Origin of the sequence: Flavobacterium sp. 11, assembly GCF_002754315.1 — a bacterium.
GTDB classification, from domain to species: domain Bacteria; phylum Bacteroidota; class Bacteroidia; order Flavobacteriales; family Flavobacteriaceae; genus Flavobacterium; species Flavobacterium algoritolerans.
In genome coordinates this window covers 2,134,304-2,151,754 of record NZ_PEFE01000001.1, presented here as the reverse complement: position 1 = coordinate 2,151,754, position 17,451 = coordinate 2,134,304, and the positions used below count along the sequence as shown (strand labels likewise).

Sequence of the window (17,451 nt, the reverse complement as noted above, 5' to 3'; positions counted from 1 at the left end):
TTAATCTGATTAATTTTGAATTGTTTAGAATATACAATCAAATTCAAATATATGAAATTTTAAAATATTAATGTCTCAATTCCGCTATTGTGAAACCTAGATTTTCATCATCTTTAATGTATTGAACATCATCATAGAAAACAACTTCACCTGTTTCTATATTATGCATAGCTCCAATTATTCCTATCTCACCATTTTCAACCATTTGCTCCAAAATAAAACTTCTTTCAATAATGTTTTTCACACTACGCTTTACGTTAATTTGAGCAACATTCTCTACAAATGAAGGGTTTTTAGCATTTCTTTCAGTTAAAGTTTCCTTTTCTTGATAAACTGCTGGTTGAATTTTTGATAACAATTCAGTAAGATTTCCCATTTCTACATGGTCGCAAGCACCTTTTACAGCACCACATTTGCTATGTCCAAGAACAACAATTAGCTTAGAACCTGCTACTTTACAGGCAAACTCCATACTTCCCAGAATATCTGTATTTACAATATTACCAGCAATTCTTACCGAAAAAACATCACCTAAACCTTGATCAAAAATGAGTTCTGCAGAAGTTCTACTATCAATACAACTTAAAATTGTTGCAAAAGGCCATTGACCATCACGAGTATCATTAACTTGTTCGAGTAAATCTCTATGCGCTTTTAGATTATTTACAAATCTGTTATTTCCTTCTTTTAATATTTCTAAAGCCTTTCTTGGTGTAATTGCAGATTGCAATTCTTTATTTAATGTCTTCATTTTTTAAAACTTTTATTTATTATTTATGCTCAACAAAAACGTGTTTTCCTTCCTCTCCAGTATTCTCTAACTGGTAGGCTTTTTTAAATCCTTTGAGCTTCACTTTTATATTATTATCTACTGCTCTGGTCGTTTTAAATTCATGGATTAAATCCAAAATATCATGCGCAATATAAACCGTATCTTTTGCATCAATTATTACCTTAGAATTTTCCGGAATATTGTTTAATGTCTGTTTGATTGCAGCTTTATTCAAGAAAGAAACTTCCTGAGCCAAATCAATATGAATCACATCGCCATCAGCGTATTCTTCTTTTCTAAAATAGTAGGCTCTCTTTAGATTTCCTTTTAAAACAAAAATAATACTGATGAAAATTCCAAGAGCAACACCTTTCAATAAATCCAAAAATACAACCGCTAATAATGTGGCAATAAAAGGTACAAATTGATACTTTCCTTTTTCCCAAAAATGCTTGAATGTAGCTGGTTTAGCCAGTTTATATCCAACTAAGATTAAGATTGCTGCTAAAGTAGCCAACGGGATTTTATTCAAAATCACTGGAACAGCAAGTACACTCACTAATAGTAATGATCCATGGATAATAGTAGACATTTTAGATTTGGCTCCTGAATTACTGTTTGCTGAGGAGCGCACAATTACAGATGTCAATGGTAAACCTCCTAAAAGTGAACTCGCCATATTACCAATTCCTTGCGCTTTCAATTCCATATTAGTATCTGTATAGCGTTTTTGAACGTCCATTCTATCAGCCGCTTCAATACTTAAAAGCGTCTCAATCGAAGCTACAATAGCAATTGTAAATGCTACAACCCAAACCTTTGGATTCGTTACTCCAGATAAATTAGGCGTTACAATAATCGATTTAAATTCTTCAAAAGATGATGGAACCGGTAAAGAAACCAAATGCTCTTTTCCAATAGCCAAAGCACTTCCTGTACCAATGAAAATCTCATTCAAAATAACACCAAGAGCAACAGCAATTAAGGCTCCGGGAACTAATTTTAATTTTTTTAAAAATGGAACTTTATCCCAAGAAATCAAAATCGCCATAGATACCAATGTAATAACAATTGAGCCTATTTGGATGTAATCAAAAATACTAAACAGCGCAGAAAAGGTATTACTACCATCTGATTGTGAAAATGCTTGATCGCCTTCAAAATCGTTATCGTAGCCAAATGCGTGCGGCAATTGTTTCAGAATAATAATAATTCCAATACCCGCTAACATTCCTTCAATAACATTCGTTGGAAAATAATTAGAAATACTTCCTGCTTTGGCAAATCCTAAAATTAATTGTAACAGACCTGCAATAAAAACGGCAGTTAAAAAAATATCAAAAGCACCTAAATCTGTTATTGCAGTAAGGACAATTGCAGTTAAACCTGCAGCAGGTCCAGAGACACTTATGTTAGACGTACTTAAATAGCCTACTACTATTCCTCCGATAACTCCTGAAATAATTCCTGAAAATAAAGGAGCACCTGAAGCCATTGCAATACCTAAACACAATGGTAGCGCCACCAAGAAAACCACTAAACCAGATGCAAAATCAGATTTAAGGTTAGCAAAAAGATTGATTTTTTTTGTCATAATACCGAACTAAAAATTGAATACAAAGAAATACTCCACATGATGTATGTGAAAATTGATTTTAAAAATTAAAATCGAAAACTGTATTAAACTTCGTTGGGCGGGGGAATGAATATCGAGGAAGTGATATTATCGTGTTTCGATAAATTCTCAGATAAAATAGCGCTAGATGATAATCTCGATGAAATAACAACTTCAGCAGGAGATTCTAAATAAAAAAAGGTCTTGATTTCTTTGTGCGCATGCTCTTCTTCGGAAACACTATAGAAAATGGAAATATCTGCACTTTTCTCAATCACAGTAACTATTGTTGGAGTGATGAGAAAAGTGATAAATAGAATTAAAAATATTTTAGATATCATTTTCATTTGCGCAAAAATAGAATTAAGTTTATTAAATAAGCAATCGTTTTTCTAAATTTAAAAAAAAATTAACATTAAATAAAAGTGAAAAACACTAAATCCATTCCATTTTTTTTAAATTCTTATAAAACTACAAACTTTCTTCTAACCAAGCTTGCATCATCCAGATGGTCTTCTCTTGTTCTGATATAAAATCGCTCATCATGGAATTTGTTCCTTCATCATTTATTTCTCCTGCTTTGTTAAGAATCTCTCTTTCTATTTTTAACAAATGGGACAATGAAGTAACAATTAAATGCACTGCTTTTTCATCATTTGAAATATTTTTACCTACAACTAACTGATTATTATTTATGTAATCCTCAAAAGTATGCAGTGGTGTTCCGCCAACAGTAAGAACTCTTTCTGCAATTAAATCAATTTTTATTTGGGCATCCGTATATAACTCTTCAAACTTTACATGCAAATCAAAAAAGCGTTTCCCTCTAATATTCCAATGAATTCCTCTTAGATTTTGGTAATAAACCTGAAAATTAGACAACAAAACATTCAATTGACCAACTATCAGTTCTGATTCTTTTACCGGCAATCCTAAAATATTTGTTTTCATGATTTTTATTTTCAGTAAATTTAGATAAGAAAACATCTCTTTACACTATAAGTTAAATTGATTGTTTTTATATTTGCATCAGATATTACTATAAAAGATGACAATCACTCAATTAAAATATGTTCTTGCAGTAGCAGAACATAAAAATTTCACTCTAGCTGCCGAAAAATGTTTTGTAACTCAACCAACATTGAGCATGCAAATTCAGAAAATAGAAGAAGAATTAAGTATTCAGATATTTGACAGAACCAAAAAACCGATTCAACTTACTGATATTGGTCAAAAAATTGTAAATCAAGCAAAAAACATCGTCAATGAAGCCGATAGGATTCAAGACATAGTAGAACAACAAAAAGGATTTATCGGTGGCGAATTCAGATTAGGAATAATCCCAACCATTATGCCTACGCTATTGCCAATGTTCTTGAATAATTTCATAAAAAAATATCCTAAAGTAAAACTCATAATCGAAGAGTTGAATACGGAAGAAATTATAACAAAACTAAACAACGGTCATCTCGATGCCGCCATTGCCGCCACACCTTTGATGGAGGAAAAAATAAAAGAAATTGTATTGTATTACGAACCTTTCGTAGCGTACATTCCGGAGAGCCATCATCATTTTCAGAAAGAAGAAATAGAAGTTTCAGACTTAAATTTAGATGAAATCTTGCTATTACAAGACGGACACTGTTTTCGAGACGGAATTTTAAATTTATGCAAAAATGTGAGTAAAAATGAAACGAGTCGTTTTCAAATTGAAAGCGGAAGTTTTGAAACTCTTATAAAATTAGCCGACGAAGGTTTAGGGACGACATTGCTTCCTTACCTACATACACTAGATTTGAAAGAAACCGACAAATTAAAACTACGCCACTTTAAGGAACCTAAACCTGCCAGAGAGGTAAGTCTTATATTCCCTAAGAGCGAATTAAAAATACAGATAATTGATGCGCTTCGAAATACAATTGCAGGAGTTGTAAAAGGTGCTATCGTATTTCAAAATGTTCAAATTATAAGTTCACTACCTAAAAAATAAAAAAAGGAACCGTTTTGCGGTTCCTTTTTTTTATGAATTTACGATTAGTAAACATTGTTTTAATTCTGGTTTTCCAATTGTGAAATTTAATAACCATTCTCTCAATTGCTCCATTTCGTATGGTAATAATGTTTTGATGGCTTTTTCTAATTCCTTGCAAAAAAGCAATGGATCAAAACTCACTCTTTCCAAAATTGATTTTGTATAATCATACATGATTTTTGACATAGTAAACATTGATTTTAGTTAGATTTGGATTCTAAAGTGTTGTAAAAATACATTATTTTTTATTACAACATAACTATTTAACGTAGTTTTAATTTTTTTATTTTTAATTCATGGATTTTGGATTAAAAAAAATAAATCACTGAAAACAAACTACTTAAATAAAAAGTCTCAGCTTTTTCTAGCACGAAACATTTCTCTTTTTCCAGGCGGTCCGGCAAGTTTTTCAACAGTAAAGCCCACTTCAATCATACTCCTTTTTACAACGCCTCTAGCGGCATAAGTAACCAGCACACCATTCGCTTTAAGCGCCTTATACATCCTCTCAAAAATAGCGGTACTCCACAATTCAGGTTGTACTCTATATCCAAAAGCATCAAAATAAATCAAATCGAATTGATCAATATCATCAATTTCTTCAAAAAACTGTTTCCTTTTTATTAGTGAAAAATCATCTCTCAAATCAATTTTTTCGCCCCAATTACTTTCGTGCATTTTATCAAAAATTGCACTTTCTTGACTCGCATTTAATTCTGTGACATAATTCATCGATAAAACTTCATCTACTGAAATTGGATAGGCTTCTACTCCGACATAATCAATCGATTGCTGCAATTTTTTTGCCTCCAACAAAGTGATAAAAGCATTTAAACCGGTGCCAAATCCTATTTCCAAAATAGAAACATTTCTGTTTGGAAATAATGAAAGACCGTTTTTAATAAATACATGCTGTGCTTCTTGTATGGCACCATGTTTAGAATGATAACATTCGTCCCATTCTGCTATGTGAATGGTAGTTGAACCATCAAGTGTTTGGATTATTTCTCTTTTCAAAATCGGATTTTGAGATTATAATGGATTAAAAGCTATAATGTTTGTCCAAAATTAATCAAAATCTAATACGTTTGCCTCTGAAAAATCTATATTTATTGTATAATCAATAGAAATGGGCATGATTTTTTTGGTTTTTTTAAAATGTAAACAAATCTTAGTTAAGTGCTATAATTAATAGTTTTTTGACAAGTCTTTTGTTGATTTTTATTTAATTTTGCAAAGATTAAACTTCAACTTATAGAAATCCAGTTTTTTAAGCTCTAGTTTGTCATTTAAAAAAAATCAAAAAACAATACATTACTATGAGTACTACTCAAACTAACAAAATTGAAACAATAAAAGCGACCTCTTCAAAAATAAATGAAGTTGATTTTTCAAACTTAAGCTTTGGTTCTGTTTTTACAGATCATCTATTTGAATGTGATTATAAAAATGGGGAATGGCAGAAACCAGTCATTAAACCCTACGCACCATTTTTGTTAGACCCGTCTACAAGAGTTTTTCATTATGGTCAAGCGATTTTTGAAGGCATGAAAGCTTATAAAGATGATAATAATGACGTTTGGCTTTTTAGACCTGATGAAAACTATAAGCGTTTTAATACCTCTGCAGTGAGAATGGCTATGCCGGAAGTTCCTGAAGAGATATTCATGAGCGGTCTGAATCAATTATTACAATTAGACGAAGCATGGATTAAAAAAGGAAAAGGAAATTCTATGTACATCAGACCATTTATGATTGCAACTGGTACAGGAGTTATTGCTAATCCTTCTGATGACTATAAATTCATGATTATATTATCGCCAGTGAGTTCTTATTATTCTGGTGATGTAAAAGTACTTATTGCGGAACATTTCAGTAGAGCTGCAAATGGAGGAATAGGAGCTGCAAAAGCTGCCGGAAATTATGCCGCTCAATTTTACCCAACTAATTTAGCAAATAAAGAAGGTTTCCAACAGGTAATTTGGACTGATGATGCAACGCATACCAAACTGGAAGAAGCGGGTACTATGAATGTATTTTTCAGAATAAATGATACATTACTAACTGCTCCTACAAGCGAAAGAATTCTTGATGGTGTGACTAGAAAAACACTTATTGATTTAGCAAAAAGTATAGGTATAAATGTAGAAATTCGTTCTGTTTTAGTATCTGAACTTGTTGAAGCTGCTAAAAACGGAAGTTTAAAAGAAATTTTTGGTGCAGGAACGGCTGCTGTAGTAAGTCCAATTTCTGGATTTTCTTATCAGGATGTTTATTATGAATTGCCAAAAATTGAATTCACAATGGCTTTACAACTAAAAACTAAATTGGAAAACATTCAAAATAAATTAGAAGAAGATACTTTTGGATGGACTGTTAAAGTATAATTCTAAGGTTTTATAATATTAAAAAAAGCGATTCTCATATTGAAAATCGCTTTTTTTAATGTCTTGTAAGTAAATAAATCTTGAAACACTATTCTCCTTTCTCCAATATTTTAGAGAAATCTGGTTTAAAATAATTAGGCCCTTTCATGACTTTTCCATCTTCACGATAAATAGGTTTGCCATCTTGCCCTAACTTACTCATATTACTACGTTGAATTTCGTCGAAGACTTCTTCAATTTTATGCTGCAAACCATGTTCGATAATGGTTCCGCAAAGGATGTACATCATATCACCCAATGCATCCGCAATTTCTATTAAATCATTGTTTTGAACTGCTTCAAGATATTCTTCGTTTTCCTCTTTCATTAAGTTGTAACGAAGCGTGTGTTTACTTTCCCCTAAATTAGCTGTAGGAATTTCACTGTGACCAATTTTAAAAGCCGTATGAAATTCTTTAACTGAGTTTATCTGTTTTTGCATCTTTTTATTTTGTTAAATGAAAAGGCAAATTAGCAACTATTTCTAAACTATTACCTAAATTTGCCGGAAATAATTTAAACTATGTTTAGTCAAGGTCAATTAGTGTTTGCAGGCTTATTTTTTGTTGCATTTGTTATTGCTGCAATTTATGCCTATAGAAAAGATTTAAAAATCCATAAAGAGTTTTATAAGGGGAATTACAAGATTCTAATAGGATTTGTAATTTTTATTGGAATTTTATTTTTAATAAAAGTATTTTTCAAACGTTAGTTTTTTCAAACCAAACAAATGATGTCCACTATTTAGTGGACTTTTTTATTTAATTTAATACACTAAACAACAAATACTTAATAAATAAAACCACTATCCTTATTTAGTTTTTTATTCGAAAAAGAATCCGTTAAAAAGAATCGAAAATTGTAAATCCTGCTTTAAATTCAAACCAAAAACAAACAGACAAACATCCCTTGTTTAGAAAATAATCCATATTTATTTAACACTTTCGATGACTTGTAAATAAAATCTTTAACTTTACAAAAATTAACAAACCTGTATATTATGAGGATTTTAAAATACTTATTTCTTTTACTATTGCTAAGTTTTGTGGCGCTATCCATTTTTGTGGCAACTCAAAAAGGAGATTTTACCGTAGAAAGAAGTCAAATCATAAATTCTCCAAAATCAACCGTATTTAATTTTGTTAATGATTATAGAAACTGGGAAGATTTTAGTTCCTGGATTGTTGAAGATCCTGAAATGCAAATTACCTATCCTAAAAAAACAATTGGTCCCGGAGCTTCCTTTTCATGGGAAGGAAAAGAAGGCACAGGTGATATGTTGACCCTTTTTGTAAAAGAAAATGACAGTATTTCTCAAAAAATGAATTATGATGGAACTTCATCATCTGTTTTTTGGAGTTTTAAAGATACAATCGGCGGAACAAAAGTAACATGGAAAACTACTGGAAAAATGAGTTTCACCATGAAAGTTTATACCGCTTTTAATGGAGGTATAAATAAAATTATAGGGAAAACATATGAAAAGAGTTTAGCTAACTTAGACAAAACTCTTGATTTTGAAATTAATACTTATGCCATAAAAGTAAACGGATTGGTAAAAAAACTTGGAACGTTTTATCTGAGACAAACCTTTACCAGTGAAATTTCAAAAGTCATTAAAAATGCTCAAATCGTATTCCCAAAAATGATTACTTTTTGCGAACAAAATAATATCGAACTAAACGGAAAACCATTTATAATTTATCACACTTATGATCCCGTAAAAGGATTGACTAAATTATCGTTTTGTGTACCTATAAAAACCCAAATCTTAACAAGTTCAGGAAGTGATATTTTAACCGGAAAACTAGAACCATTCGAAGCCATTAAAACTACTTTAACCGGAGATTATTCGCATACGAAAAAAGCTTTGGATAAAGCAAAAACACACATTAACACCAATCGAATTGTTCTTGACCCTACATTTTCTCATTTAGAGAATTTCACCATCAGCAAAACAGAAATTAAAAACCCTTCAAAATGGGTTACAGAAATTTACTATCCAATAAAACCCAAAGTAATTCCTGCAACAACTTTTACTCCTGCTGCTGTCAAGAAAGAAGAGGCCGTAAAAACGCCTGCACCAGTAATAAATAAAGAAGAAGAACAATCTGAATTTTAATCTTTTATAAATAGATTAAACCTTTTTGATAAATTCTATTCTAACTCTTAAATAATCGCTTTGCAAGAAGAACAGGAATTTATAAATCAATTGTTAAACTCTAAAACGCAAAATCAAGCGTTTCAGCAGTTATTACAGGATTATCAAAGACCGTTATACAATCATATTCGTAACATCGTTTTGAATCACGATGATGCTGATGATGTATTGCAAAATACTTTTATAAAAATATTTCAAAATCTGAAAAATTTCAAAGGAGAAAGCAAACTTTTTTCATGGATGTATCGCATAGCAACTAATGAATCCTTGACATTTTTGAAACAAAAATCAAAAACGAGTGGTATTTCATCAGAAACTTTACAAAACAAAACTATTGATAATCTGGAAGCCGACGTGTTTTTTGACGGAAATGAAATTCAAATAAAATTACAAAAAGCGATTGCATTATTGCCTGAAAAGCAACAATTGGTTTTTAAAATGAAATATTTTCAAGAACTGAAATACGAAGAAATCTCAGAAATTCTGGGAACCACTGTTGGTGGATTGAAGGCATCTTATCATCTTGCCGTAAAAAAAATTGAAGCTTTTGTTTCGACAAATTAAACCTTTTAGCTGTAACACTGTCTAAAACATATTATGAAAACATTTAAATTAGAGAACGAACCTAAAATTGAAACTGGATTTAAAACTCCAGACCATTATTTTGAAAATTTTTCAATCAAAATGATGGAGCAATTACCTAAAAACGAGCCGAAAGTAATTTCTATTTTCCAAAAAAGAAAAACTTTAATTATGATGGCAGTAGCAATTTTAGTACTTGCTTTGATGATTCCAATTTTAAGTCCTTCTTCGACAAACACAAAAGAATTAGACGCTGCGGCTTTAGAAAATTACATTACGTATCAATCTAATGTAAACCAATATGACTTGATAAGTGTACTAGAAACTGAAGATATTAATAACATAAAAACCGGTATTGTTTTAGGAGATGATGCGATTGAAGATCATTTGTCAACAAATTCAAACTTAGAAAATCTTATTTTAGAATAAACTAGACTGTAAAGCTTTCATCCAAAGCTATAATTAAATAAATACGAAATGAACATAAAAAAATTATTACCAATACTATTACTATTCGTTTCTTTTAACTTTTACGCTCAAGGCGAAAGTATGAAAGAGAAAAAAGAACAAATAAAAGCTTTAAAAGTAGCTTTTTTTACGACTGAATTAGACTTAACAACTAATGAAGCCGAAAGATTCTGGCCAATATATAATACATTTGATGACAAACAGTTTGAACTGAGACATCAAAAAATGAAAACGTATATGAGAAGAATGAATGATGGCTCGCTGGATAAAATAACTGAAAAAGAAGCAAATACCTTTTTGGCCCAAATTGAAGATACTGAAGAAGAGTTATTTTTATTGCGAAAAAAATTCATGCAAAATGTGAGAACAATTTTACCAGCCGTAAAAATAGTTAAACTAAAAAAAGCTGAAGAAGATTTCAATAGAAAATTGTTACAACAATACCGTAACAAAGGTCAAAAAAAATAATCTTTTTTATTTTTATTAGTTCAAAAAAAAACACCCTAAGCTCTGATTATATTAGACTTAGGGTGTTTTTCATTATTTAAAACTGATGCGAATCATTTTATTTTGTCCCGCTGCAATTGCTGTGTGGTTATCTATAAACCTTATTGTATTAAGAGTAGAATCGGTAGAAAATTGTTTCCATGAAGTACCACCATCCGAGGAATAGTATATACCTGAGAAACCAACTGTTACCAGCCCTTTACCGTTACTTCCAGGAACATATTGCACACAAGAAGCATATCCAAAACCTTGATTTTCTGCTATTAGCTTCCATGTTTTTCCACCATCAGCAGTGATTGCTTTATTAGAAAAATTTTGATTTCGCACTTCATAATCTCCTCCGGCAACAAATCCAGTTTGAGCATCATAAAAATCTGCCGTAAAAATTCCGGTCATTGATTTCCCCTGCACTATTGGAGTATCATATACTTTCCATGAATTTCCTTTGTCAGGAGAATAAAAAACTCTAGATTTTTTTCCACCGGAAACAATCCATGCATGATTTCCTTTGATTATAATATTAGTATTGCTTGCCGCAAAAGCTGCTTCTCCGTCCATCACTTTTGGCAATTTATCCGATGGGACTTTATTCCATGAATTTCCGCCATCACGAGTAATAATTACGTTCAGACAATCAGCAATTGGGTCTCCCATCGCTATCCCTTCTTTATCATTCCAAAACTGCATACTATCAAAAAACACTTTCTCGTGATTTTCCTGATACACTAATTTTGTTTCTTTTCCGTCTTTTGAAATTTGATATAACAAAGCTGGATTCCCAACATTTAGAATAAAAATATGCTTTTTTGTTTTGGCATTACTTCTAAACTCAAGCTTCAAGGAATCTTTGATAATCTTGCTTTCAAATTTTTGATTATTATCCAAATTAAAAAAACCAAACCTCCCTTTATCAGCTGCAAACCAAATTTTATTTGCATCAATTAAAACAGCCCTGATACTTATTTTATCCTGAAATAATGTATCTACCACAATAGACTTAAATTCAGCATTAGCATCATTTTTTACAACAAAATCAGCTGTTTTACAGGATGTCAAAACAGTTGAAATCAATAGAATCAAAAAAAAGGTTCTCATTTTCTTATACATTTTAGGGCTAATTTACAATTAATAATAAGAATAGTAAACATGGTTTAAATTAATTGGCACAGTAATTGGATAATCAAAAATAAGGATAAACTTAATTCAATTAATTATGAAAACGAAACTACTACTATTGAGTTTATTGACTACTGTTTTCGCAACTCAAATACAGGCGCAAGATAGAACATCAGTAAATGCAATGAATAATGAAATCAGTGACAATCTTGATCTGAGAGCTGTTGCTTCTATTTTTGGTGACTCTAGAAATCTACAAGATTTTGAAAGACGCCTGAATGACCCCGAACTACAAATATCAAATTTAGATTTGAATAATGACAATGAAGTTGATTATTTGAGAGTTATTGAAACTGTCGAAAATCGGACTCACGTAATCATCATTCAATCTGTTATAGATAGAGACGTATATCAAGATGTTGCTACAATTGACGTTGAAAAAGATAGAAATAACAACATTCACGTTCAAGTTGTAGGAGATGTATACATGTATGGTCAAAATTATATTTATGAGCCTGTATATTATAGTACTCCACTAATTTATGCTTCATTCTGGTCTGCTAATTATCGTCCTTATTACTCTACATGGTATTGGGGATATTATCCTTCCTATTATTATGCATGGAATCCATTTCCAATATTCAGATATAGAAATAACATCAACATTAGCTTGAACATTAACAATAATTACAATTATGTTAATTACAGAAGAAGTGAGCGCGCAATTGTTCTACACAGCTCTAGACGTTCAAATGGTTATGAAAGACAACACCCGAATTATTCCTTCTCCAGAAGAAATGCTAATGTAACTAACCGTTATGAATTAGATCAAAGAAGAGGTTCAAGAAACGAGGTTGGTTACTCTAACAGAAGAACAGGAAATCAAAGAGATTATTCTCAAAACAGAACTGGTTCATCAAGAGAAACAACTCCACAAAGATCAGGTTCATCAAGAGATTACTCTCAAAATAGAACTAATCCTTCTAGTCAGGCAACGCCACAAAGAGGAAATTCTCAAAGAGATTATTCTCAAAACAGAACTAATCCTTCTAGTCAGGCAACGCCACAAAGAGGAAATTCTCAAAGAGATTACTCTCAAAACAGAACCAGTCCTTCTACTCAGGCAACGCAACAAAGAGGAAATTCTCAAAGAGATTACTCTCAAAACAGAACCAGCCCTTCAACTCAGGCAGCGCCACAAAGAGGAAATTCTCAAAGAGATTATTCTCAAAACAGAACCAGCCCTTCTACTCAGGCAGCGCCACAAAGAGGGAATTCTCAAAGAGATTATTCTCAAAACAGAACCAGTCCTTCTACTCAGGCAGCGCCACAAAGAGGAAATTCTCAAAGAGATTACTCTCAAAACAGAACTAGTCCTTCTACTCAGGCAGCGCCACAAAGAGCAGAATCTCAAAGCAGAGGTAATTCCTCAAGAGAATCAGCACCACAAAGAAGTGAATCTCAAAGAGGAAATTCTTCAAGAGAGAACAATAGAAGATCTTAAAAAAACTTCAATAGAAAACTTTAAAAACACGGCTCATAACGCCGTGTTTTTTTTATTGTATAAAAAGCGTTAATTTATTTTAAAAGTGTAAATTTGACCAGTTTTTTAAAAATTTTTCATGAGCACTTCACACAAAGACCTCCATAGTAAATGGACATTAGGTGGATTATTAATTTCATTAGGAATAATTTACGGTGATATTGGAACTTCACCATTATACGTAATGAAAGCCATACTTGGGGATCATGTTATTAATGCTGATATTGTTTTAGGCGGAATTTCATGTGTTTTTTGGACACTTACTTTACAAACCACTATAAAATATGTCATCATTACACTAAGTGCTGACAATCATGGAGAAGGTGGAATTTTTGCTTTATACGCTTTAGTCAAAAAGACAAAAATCCAATGGCTAATAGTCCCCGCAATAATCGGTGGAAGTGCATTACTTGCTGATGGAATTATCACTCCTCCTATCTCAGTATCATCTGCAGTTGAGGGAATCAGAACCTATTACCCTGAAATTAATACAATCCCAATTGTTATAGGCATCCTATTTGTGCTTTTTACCATTCAACAATTTGGGACCAAATTAGTCGGTAAATTTTTTGCCCCAATGATGATGATTTGGTTTGCAATGCTTGCAGTTCTTGGAATCTCACAAATTTCTCAAAATACCGAGGTTTTAAAAGCCATCAATCCGTATTACGCATATCATTTATTGACCATTCATCCAGAAGGCTTTTTTGTTTTAGGCTTTGTATTCCTTTGTACTACCGGTGCTGAAGCATTGTACTCAGATATGGGACATTGCGGACGAAAAAACATCAGAATCAGTTGGATTTTTGTAAAAATCGCTTTAGTACTTAATTATTTTGGTCAAGCCGCTTATTTAACACACCACGAAGGGGAAACATTACAAAGTTTGGGCGGGAAAAACGGAAATCCTTTTTATCTAATAATGCCAGACTGGTTTCAACCTATAGGAATTGTAATAGCTACGCTTGCTGCTGTAATTGCTTCACAAGCATTAATCAGTGGATCTTTTACGTTGATAAATGAGGCAATGCGATTGAATTTTTGGCCAAAAGTAAAAATCAAATATCCTACTGAATTAAAAGGGCAATTGTACATTCCGTCAATAAACTGGTTATTGTTTTTTGGTTGTGTCGGAATCGTATTGCACTTTGAAGAATCCAGTAATATGGAGCATGCTTATGGTTTAGCAATCATCTTATGCATGATAATGACCACTATTTTACTTAATTTTTATTTGATAATGAAAAGAGTAAAATTATATTTCATTGTACCACTGATTACCATTTACTTAATAATCGAATTTAGTTTTCTGGCAGCAAATATCACTAAGTTCGCTGATGGTGGTTATGTAACGCTTTTTATAGCTATTGCATTGATATCAGTAATGACTATTTGGTATTTGGCTAAGAAAATCAACAAGAGTTATACTAAAATTGTTAAAATTGAAGATTACAAAAAAGTACTTGTTGAATTAAGTGCTGATTTATCAATCCCAAAATACGCCACCCATTTAGTGTATATGACTAATGCTGGAAGAGTGGATGAGATAGAAGAAAAAGTGATGTATTCTATTTTACAAAAAAGACCTAAAAGAGCTGATATTTATTGGTTTGTCCATGTGAATATATTGACTGAACCCTATAAAACCGAATATAAAGTAACCGAAATTGTTAAAGATGATTTGTATCGTGTAGACTTTAATTTAGGATTTAGAGAACCTACAAAAATTAACTTGATGTTTAAGGAAGTAATCAAGGATATGGTTCAAAAAGGAGAAATGGATATTACCAGCAGATACGAATCTTTGAATAAAAACAATATCATAGGTGATTTCAAATTTGTATTATCTGAAAAATTCCTTTCTAACGATAGTGACTTAAGATGGCATGAAAAAATAATTATGAACTCTTATTTCTTAATAAAAAAATTAAGTTTATCAGAAGAAAGAGCATTTGGTTTGGACAGTAGTTCCGTAAAAATAGAGAAATTCCCAATGGTACTTCATGCACCTGAAAAGATAGGTTTGACAAGAATTAAATAATTATACCATATAATTAAAGTACAGTGCTAAAAACTGTGCTTTAATTATCTTTTCTTCATTAATTACTGTTAATTTATTCTAAAATAGTAACTTTGAAAAGTTTTTTAAAAATTTTTCATGAGCACATCGCATAAAAACATACACAGTCAACTTTCTGCTGCTGGTTTATTGATTACTTTAGGAATAATTTATGGCGATATTGGTACTTCACCATTATATGTAATGAAATCCATTATTGGAGAACATGCCATAAACAGTCAATTAATATTAGGTGGCTTGTCGTGTATATTGTGGACATTGACTTTACAAACTACACTAAAGTATGTAATCATTACCCTTAATGCGGACAATCATGGTGAAGGTGGAATTTTCTCGTTATATTCTCTAGTCAAAAAAACTAAAATACAATGGCTAATTGTCCCTGCCATTATTGGGGGAAGTTTATTATTAGCCGAAGGCATCATAACACCTCCTATTTCCGTTTCTTCCGCAGTTGAGGGATTGCACATTTTTAAACCAGATATCCCAACAATCCCAATTGTAATCGCGATACTTTTCATACTATTCAGTATTCAACAATTTGGAGCTAAGCTGGTAAGTAAGTTTTTTTCGCCTACCATGTTAGTATGGTTTTCTATGCTTGGAATTTTAGGATGCATCCAAATTTTTAAAAATGTTGAAATCTTCAAAGCCATTAATCCGTATTATGGCTATAAATTATTAACCTCAGATAAAGGTGGCGAAGGATTTCTAATTCTGGGAGCGGTATTCTTATGCACAACTGGAGCAGAAGCATTGTACTCGGATATGGGACATTGTGGACGACGTAACATCAGAGTGAGTTGGATTTTTGTAAAAACTACTTTAATCCTTAATTATTTTGGACAAGGAGCATTTTTACTGATGCACGAAGGAAAAACATTAGCACAATTAGGAAGTTCCAATCATAATCCGTTTTATTTAATCATGGCCGATTGGTTTCAACCCATTGGAATTGTAATTGCCACATTTGCTGCAATTATTGCTTCGCAAGCCTTAATAAGCGGCTCATTTACATTGATTAATGAAGCCATGCGTTTGAATTTTTGGCCAAAAGTAAGAATCAATTACCCAACAGACGTAAAAGGACAATTATACATTCCTTCCATAAACTGGTTGCTTTTTGTAGGATGTGTAGGGATCATTTTATATTTCAAGGAATCTAAATATATGGAGCATGCCTATGGCCTATCCATAATTTTAGGAATGATGATGACCACTACGCTATTAAATTATTATTTGATAATGAAAAGGGTCAAATGGTATTTTATGACGCCATTAATTACATTATACGCTACCATAGAAATTGGCTTTTTGTATGCTAATGTCTCTAAATTTATGGAAGGTGGCTATGTAACTTTATTTGTGGCAATATTCATGATTTTTATAATGAGCACTTGGTTTTTAGCCAAGAAAATCAGTAAAAATTACACGCAAATTGTTAAAATTGACGATTATATAAAAGTACTTGGCGAGTTGAGTCATGATGAAACAATTCCTAAATATGCGACGCATTTAGTGTACATGACAAACGCAACCCGATCCGATGAAATCGAGGAAAAAGTAATGTACTCCATACTTCGAAAAAGACCAAAAAGAGCTGACATCTACTGGTTTATACACGTAAATGTGTTAAACGAACCTTATAAAAAAGAATACCGAGTTACAGAAATCCTGAAAGACGATTTATATAGAGTTGATTTTTACTTGGGCTTTAGAGAACCAACTAAAATAAACTTAATGTTCAAAGAAGTAATCAAGGACATGGTTAGCAAAGGCGAAATGGATATTTCCAGCCGTTACGAATCCTTAAATAAGAACAATATTATAGGTGATTTCAAATTTGTTTTATCCGAAAAGTTTCTTTCTAATGACAGCGATTTAACTTTCTTTGAAAAAATTGTAATGAATACTTATTTCGTTCTGAAAAAATTCAGTTTATCCGAAGGAAAAGCTTTTGGTTTAGACAATAGCTCCGTAAAAGTGGAACAATTTCCTATGGTCCTTCATCCACCGGAAATTATCAATATGAAAAGAATAGAAAAGTCTAATCCTAATATGTAATTTCCAGTATTTTCTTTTCCTTAAATCTCATTTCAAAAAAGTTTTTTTCTTTATCAGAAAAAAACTTTTTTGTTTTTATGTATTG

At 31.6% G+C, this 17,451-nt stretch carries 17 protein-coding genes; 9 read left to right on the top strand and 8 right to left on the bottom strand.

What is annotated here, in order from left to right:
* Window positions 1–67: 67 nt before the first annotated feature.
* The 4 genes from CLV00_RS09365 to CLV00_RS09350 form a co-directional block, all read right to left on the bottom strand.
* Complete coding sequence (locus CLV00_RS09365; RefSeq protein WP_099714866.1) at window positions 68–751, bottom strand: carbonic anhydrase family protein; 684 nt, start codon at window positions 749–751, stop codon at window positions 68–70.
* 19 nt (window positions 752–770) lie between these two features.
* Window positions 771–2,366, bottom strand: coding sequence for a SulP family inorganic anion transporter (locus tag CLV00_RS09360; RefSeq protein WP_099714865.1), 1,596 nt, complete (start codon window positions 2,364–2,366; stop codon window positions 771–773).
* Between the two features lie 86 nt (window positions 2,367–2,452).
* A complete protein-coding gene (locus tag CLV00_RS09355) occupies window positions 2,453–2,734 on the bottom strand; it encodes a hypothetical protein (protein ID WP_199074779.1) in 282 nt (93 codons plus the stop codon).
* 124 nt (window positions 2,735–2,858) lie between these two features.
* Window positions 2,859–3,338 (bottom strand): Dps family protein, encoded by a 480-nt coding sequence (locus CLV00_RS09350; RefSeq protein ID WP_099714864.1) that lies wholly within the window; start codon window positions 3,336–3,338, stop codon window positions 2,859–2,861.
* Window positions 3,339–3,435: 97 nt separating this feature from the next.
* Between CLV00_RS09350 and CLV00_RS09345 the strand changes: the two genes are divergently transcribed.
* Window positions 3,436–4,377 (top strand): LysR substrate-binding domain-containing protein, encoded by a 942-nt coding sequence (locus CLV00_RS09345; protein ID WP_099714862.1) that lies wholly within the window; start codon window positions 3,436–3,438, stop codon window positions 4,375–4,377.
* A 30-nt stretch (window positions 4,378–4,407) separates the two neighbouring features.
* Here the strand turns inward: CLV00_RS09345 and CLV00_RS09340 are convergent, their stop codons facing one another.
* The gene (locus CLV00_RS09340; protein ID WP_099716298.1) at window positions 4,408–4,605 is read right to left on the bottom strand and encodes a hypothetical protein; all 198 of its coding nucleotides are present in this window, start codon (window positions 4,603–4,605) and stop codon (window positions 4,408–4,410) included.
* Window positions 4,606–4,773: 168 nt separating this feature from the next.
* Window positions 4,774–5,436: a tRNA (5-methylaminomethyl-2-thiouridine)(34)-methyltransferase MnmD gene (gene mnmD / locus CLV00_RS09335; protein ID WP_099714861.1), complete on the bottom strand. Its 663-nt coding sequence runs from the start codon at window positions 5,434–5,436 to the stop codon at window positions 4,774–4,776.
* 302 nt (window positions 5,437–5,738) lie between these two features.
* Between mnmD and CLV00_RS09330 the strand changes: the two genes are divergently transcribed.
* On the top strand, window positions 5,739–6,806 hold the full coding sequence (locus CLV00_RS09330) for a branched-chain amino acid aminotransferase (RefSeq protein ID WP_099714860.1): 1,068 nt from the start codon (window positions 5,739–5,741) through the stop codon (window positions 6,804–6,806).
* 88 nt (window positions 6,807–6,894) lie between these two features.
* Here CLV00_RS09330 and CLV00_RS09325 read toward each other — a convergent pair whose 3' ends face one another.
* On the bottom strand, window positions 6,895–7,287 hold the full coding sequence (locus CLV00_RS09325; protein WP_099714859.1) for a nucleoside triphosphate pyrophosphohydrolase family protein: 393 nt from the start codon (window positions 7,285–7,287) through the stop codon (window positions 6,895–6,897).
* A gap of 558 nt (window positions 7,288–7,845) precedes the next feature.
* On the opposite strand from CLV00_RS09325, the gene CLV00_RS09315 reads away from it, so the two are divergent.
* The 4 genes from CLV00_RS09315 to CLV00_RS09300 are packed head-to-tail and all read left to right on the top strand — an operon-like array spanning window position 7,846 to window position 10,524.
* Window positions 7,846–8,967, top strand: a complete 1,122-nt coding sequence (locus CLV00_RS09315; protein WP_099714857.1) for an SRPBCC family protein — start codon at window positions 7,846–7,848, stop codon at window positions 8,965–8,967.
* Between the two features lie 60 nt (window positions 8,968–9,027).
* Window positions 9,028–9,570 carry an RNA polymerase sigma factor gene (locus tag CLV00_RS09310; protein ID WP_099714856.1) on the top strand — a complete coding sequence of 181 codons (543 nt, stop codon included), beginning with the start codon at window positions 9,028–9,030 and terminating at the stop codon, window positions 9,568–9,570.
* 33 nt (window positions 9,571–9,603) lie between these two features.
* The gene (locus CLV00_RS09305) at window positions 9,604–10,017 is read left to right on the top strand and encodes a hypothetical protein (RefSeq protein ID WP_099714855.1); all 414 of its coding nucleotides are present in this window, start codon (window positions 9,604–9,606) and stop codon (window positions 10,015–10,017) included.
* A 48-nt stretch (window positions 10,018–10,065) separates the two neighbouring features.
* The gene (locus CLV00_RS09300) at window positions 10,066–10,524 is read left to right on the top strand and encodes a sensor of ECF-type sigma factor (RefSeq protein WP_099714854.1); all 459 of its coding nucleotides are present in this window, start codon (window positions 10,066–10,068) and stop codon (window positions 10,522–10,524) included.
* A 72-nt stretch (window positions 10,525–10,596) separates the two neighbouring features.
* On the opposite strand, the gene CLV00_RS09295 is transcribed toward CLV00_RS09300, so the two are convergent.
* Window positions 10,597–11,658, bottom strand: a complete 1,062-nt coding sequence (locus CLV00_RS09295; protein WP_099714853.1) for an oxidoreductase — start codon at window positions 11,656–11,658, stop codon at window positions 10,597–10,599.
* Window positions 11,659–11,776: 118 nt separating this feature from the next.
* On the opposite strand from CLV00_RS09295, the gene CLV00_RS09290 reads away from it, so the two are divergent.
* The 3 genes from CLV00_RS09290 to CLV00_RS09280 all read left to right on the top strand — a co-directional run bounded on the left by CLV00_RS09290 (window position 11,777) and on the right by CLV00_RS09280 (window position 17,366).
* Window positions 11,777–13,183: a hypothetical protein gene (locus tag CLV00_RS09290; RefSeq protein ID WP_099714852.1), complete on the top strand. Its 1,407-nt coding sequence runs from the start codon at window positions 11,777–11,779 to the stop codon at window positions 13,181–13,183.
* Between the two features lie 118 nt (window positions 13,184–13,301).
* Window positions 13,302–15,263, top strand: a complete 1,962-nt coding sequence (locus CLV00_RS09285; protein WP_099714851.1) for a KUP/HAK/KT family potassium transporter — start codon at window positions 13,302–13,304, stop codon at window positions 15,261–15,263.
* 117 nt (window positions 15,264–15,380) lie between these two features.
* Window positions 15,381–17,366 (top strand): KUP/HAK/KT family potassium transporter, encoded by a 1,986-nt coding sequence (locus CLV00_RS09280; protein ID WP_099714850.1) that lies wholly within the window; start codon window positions 15,381–15,383, stop codon window positions 17,364–17,366.
* Window positions 17,367–17,451: the final 85 nt, after the last annotated feature.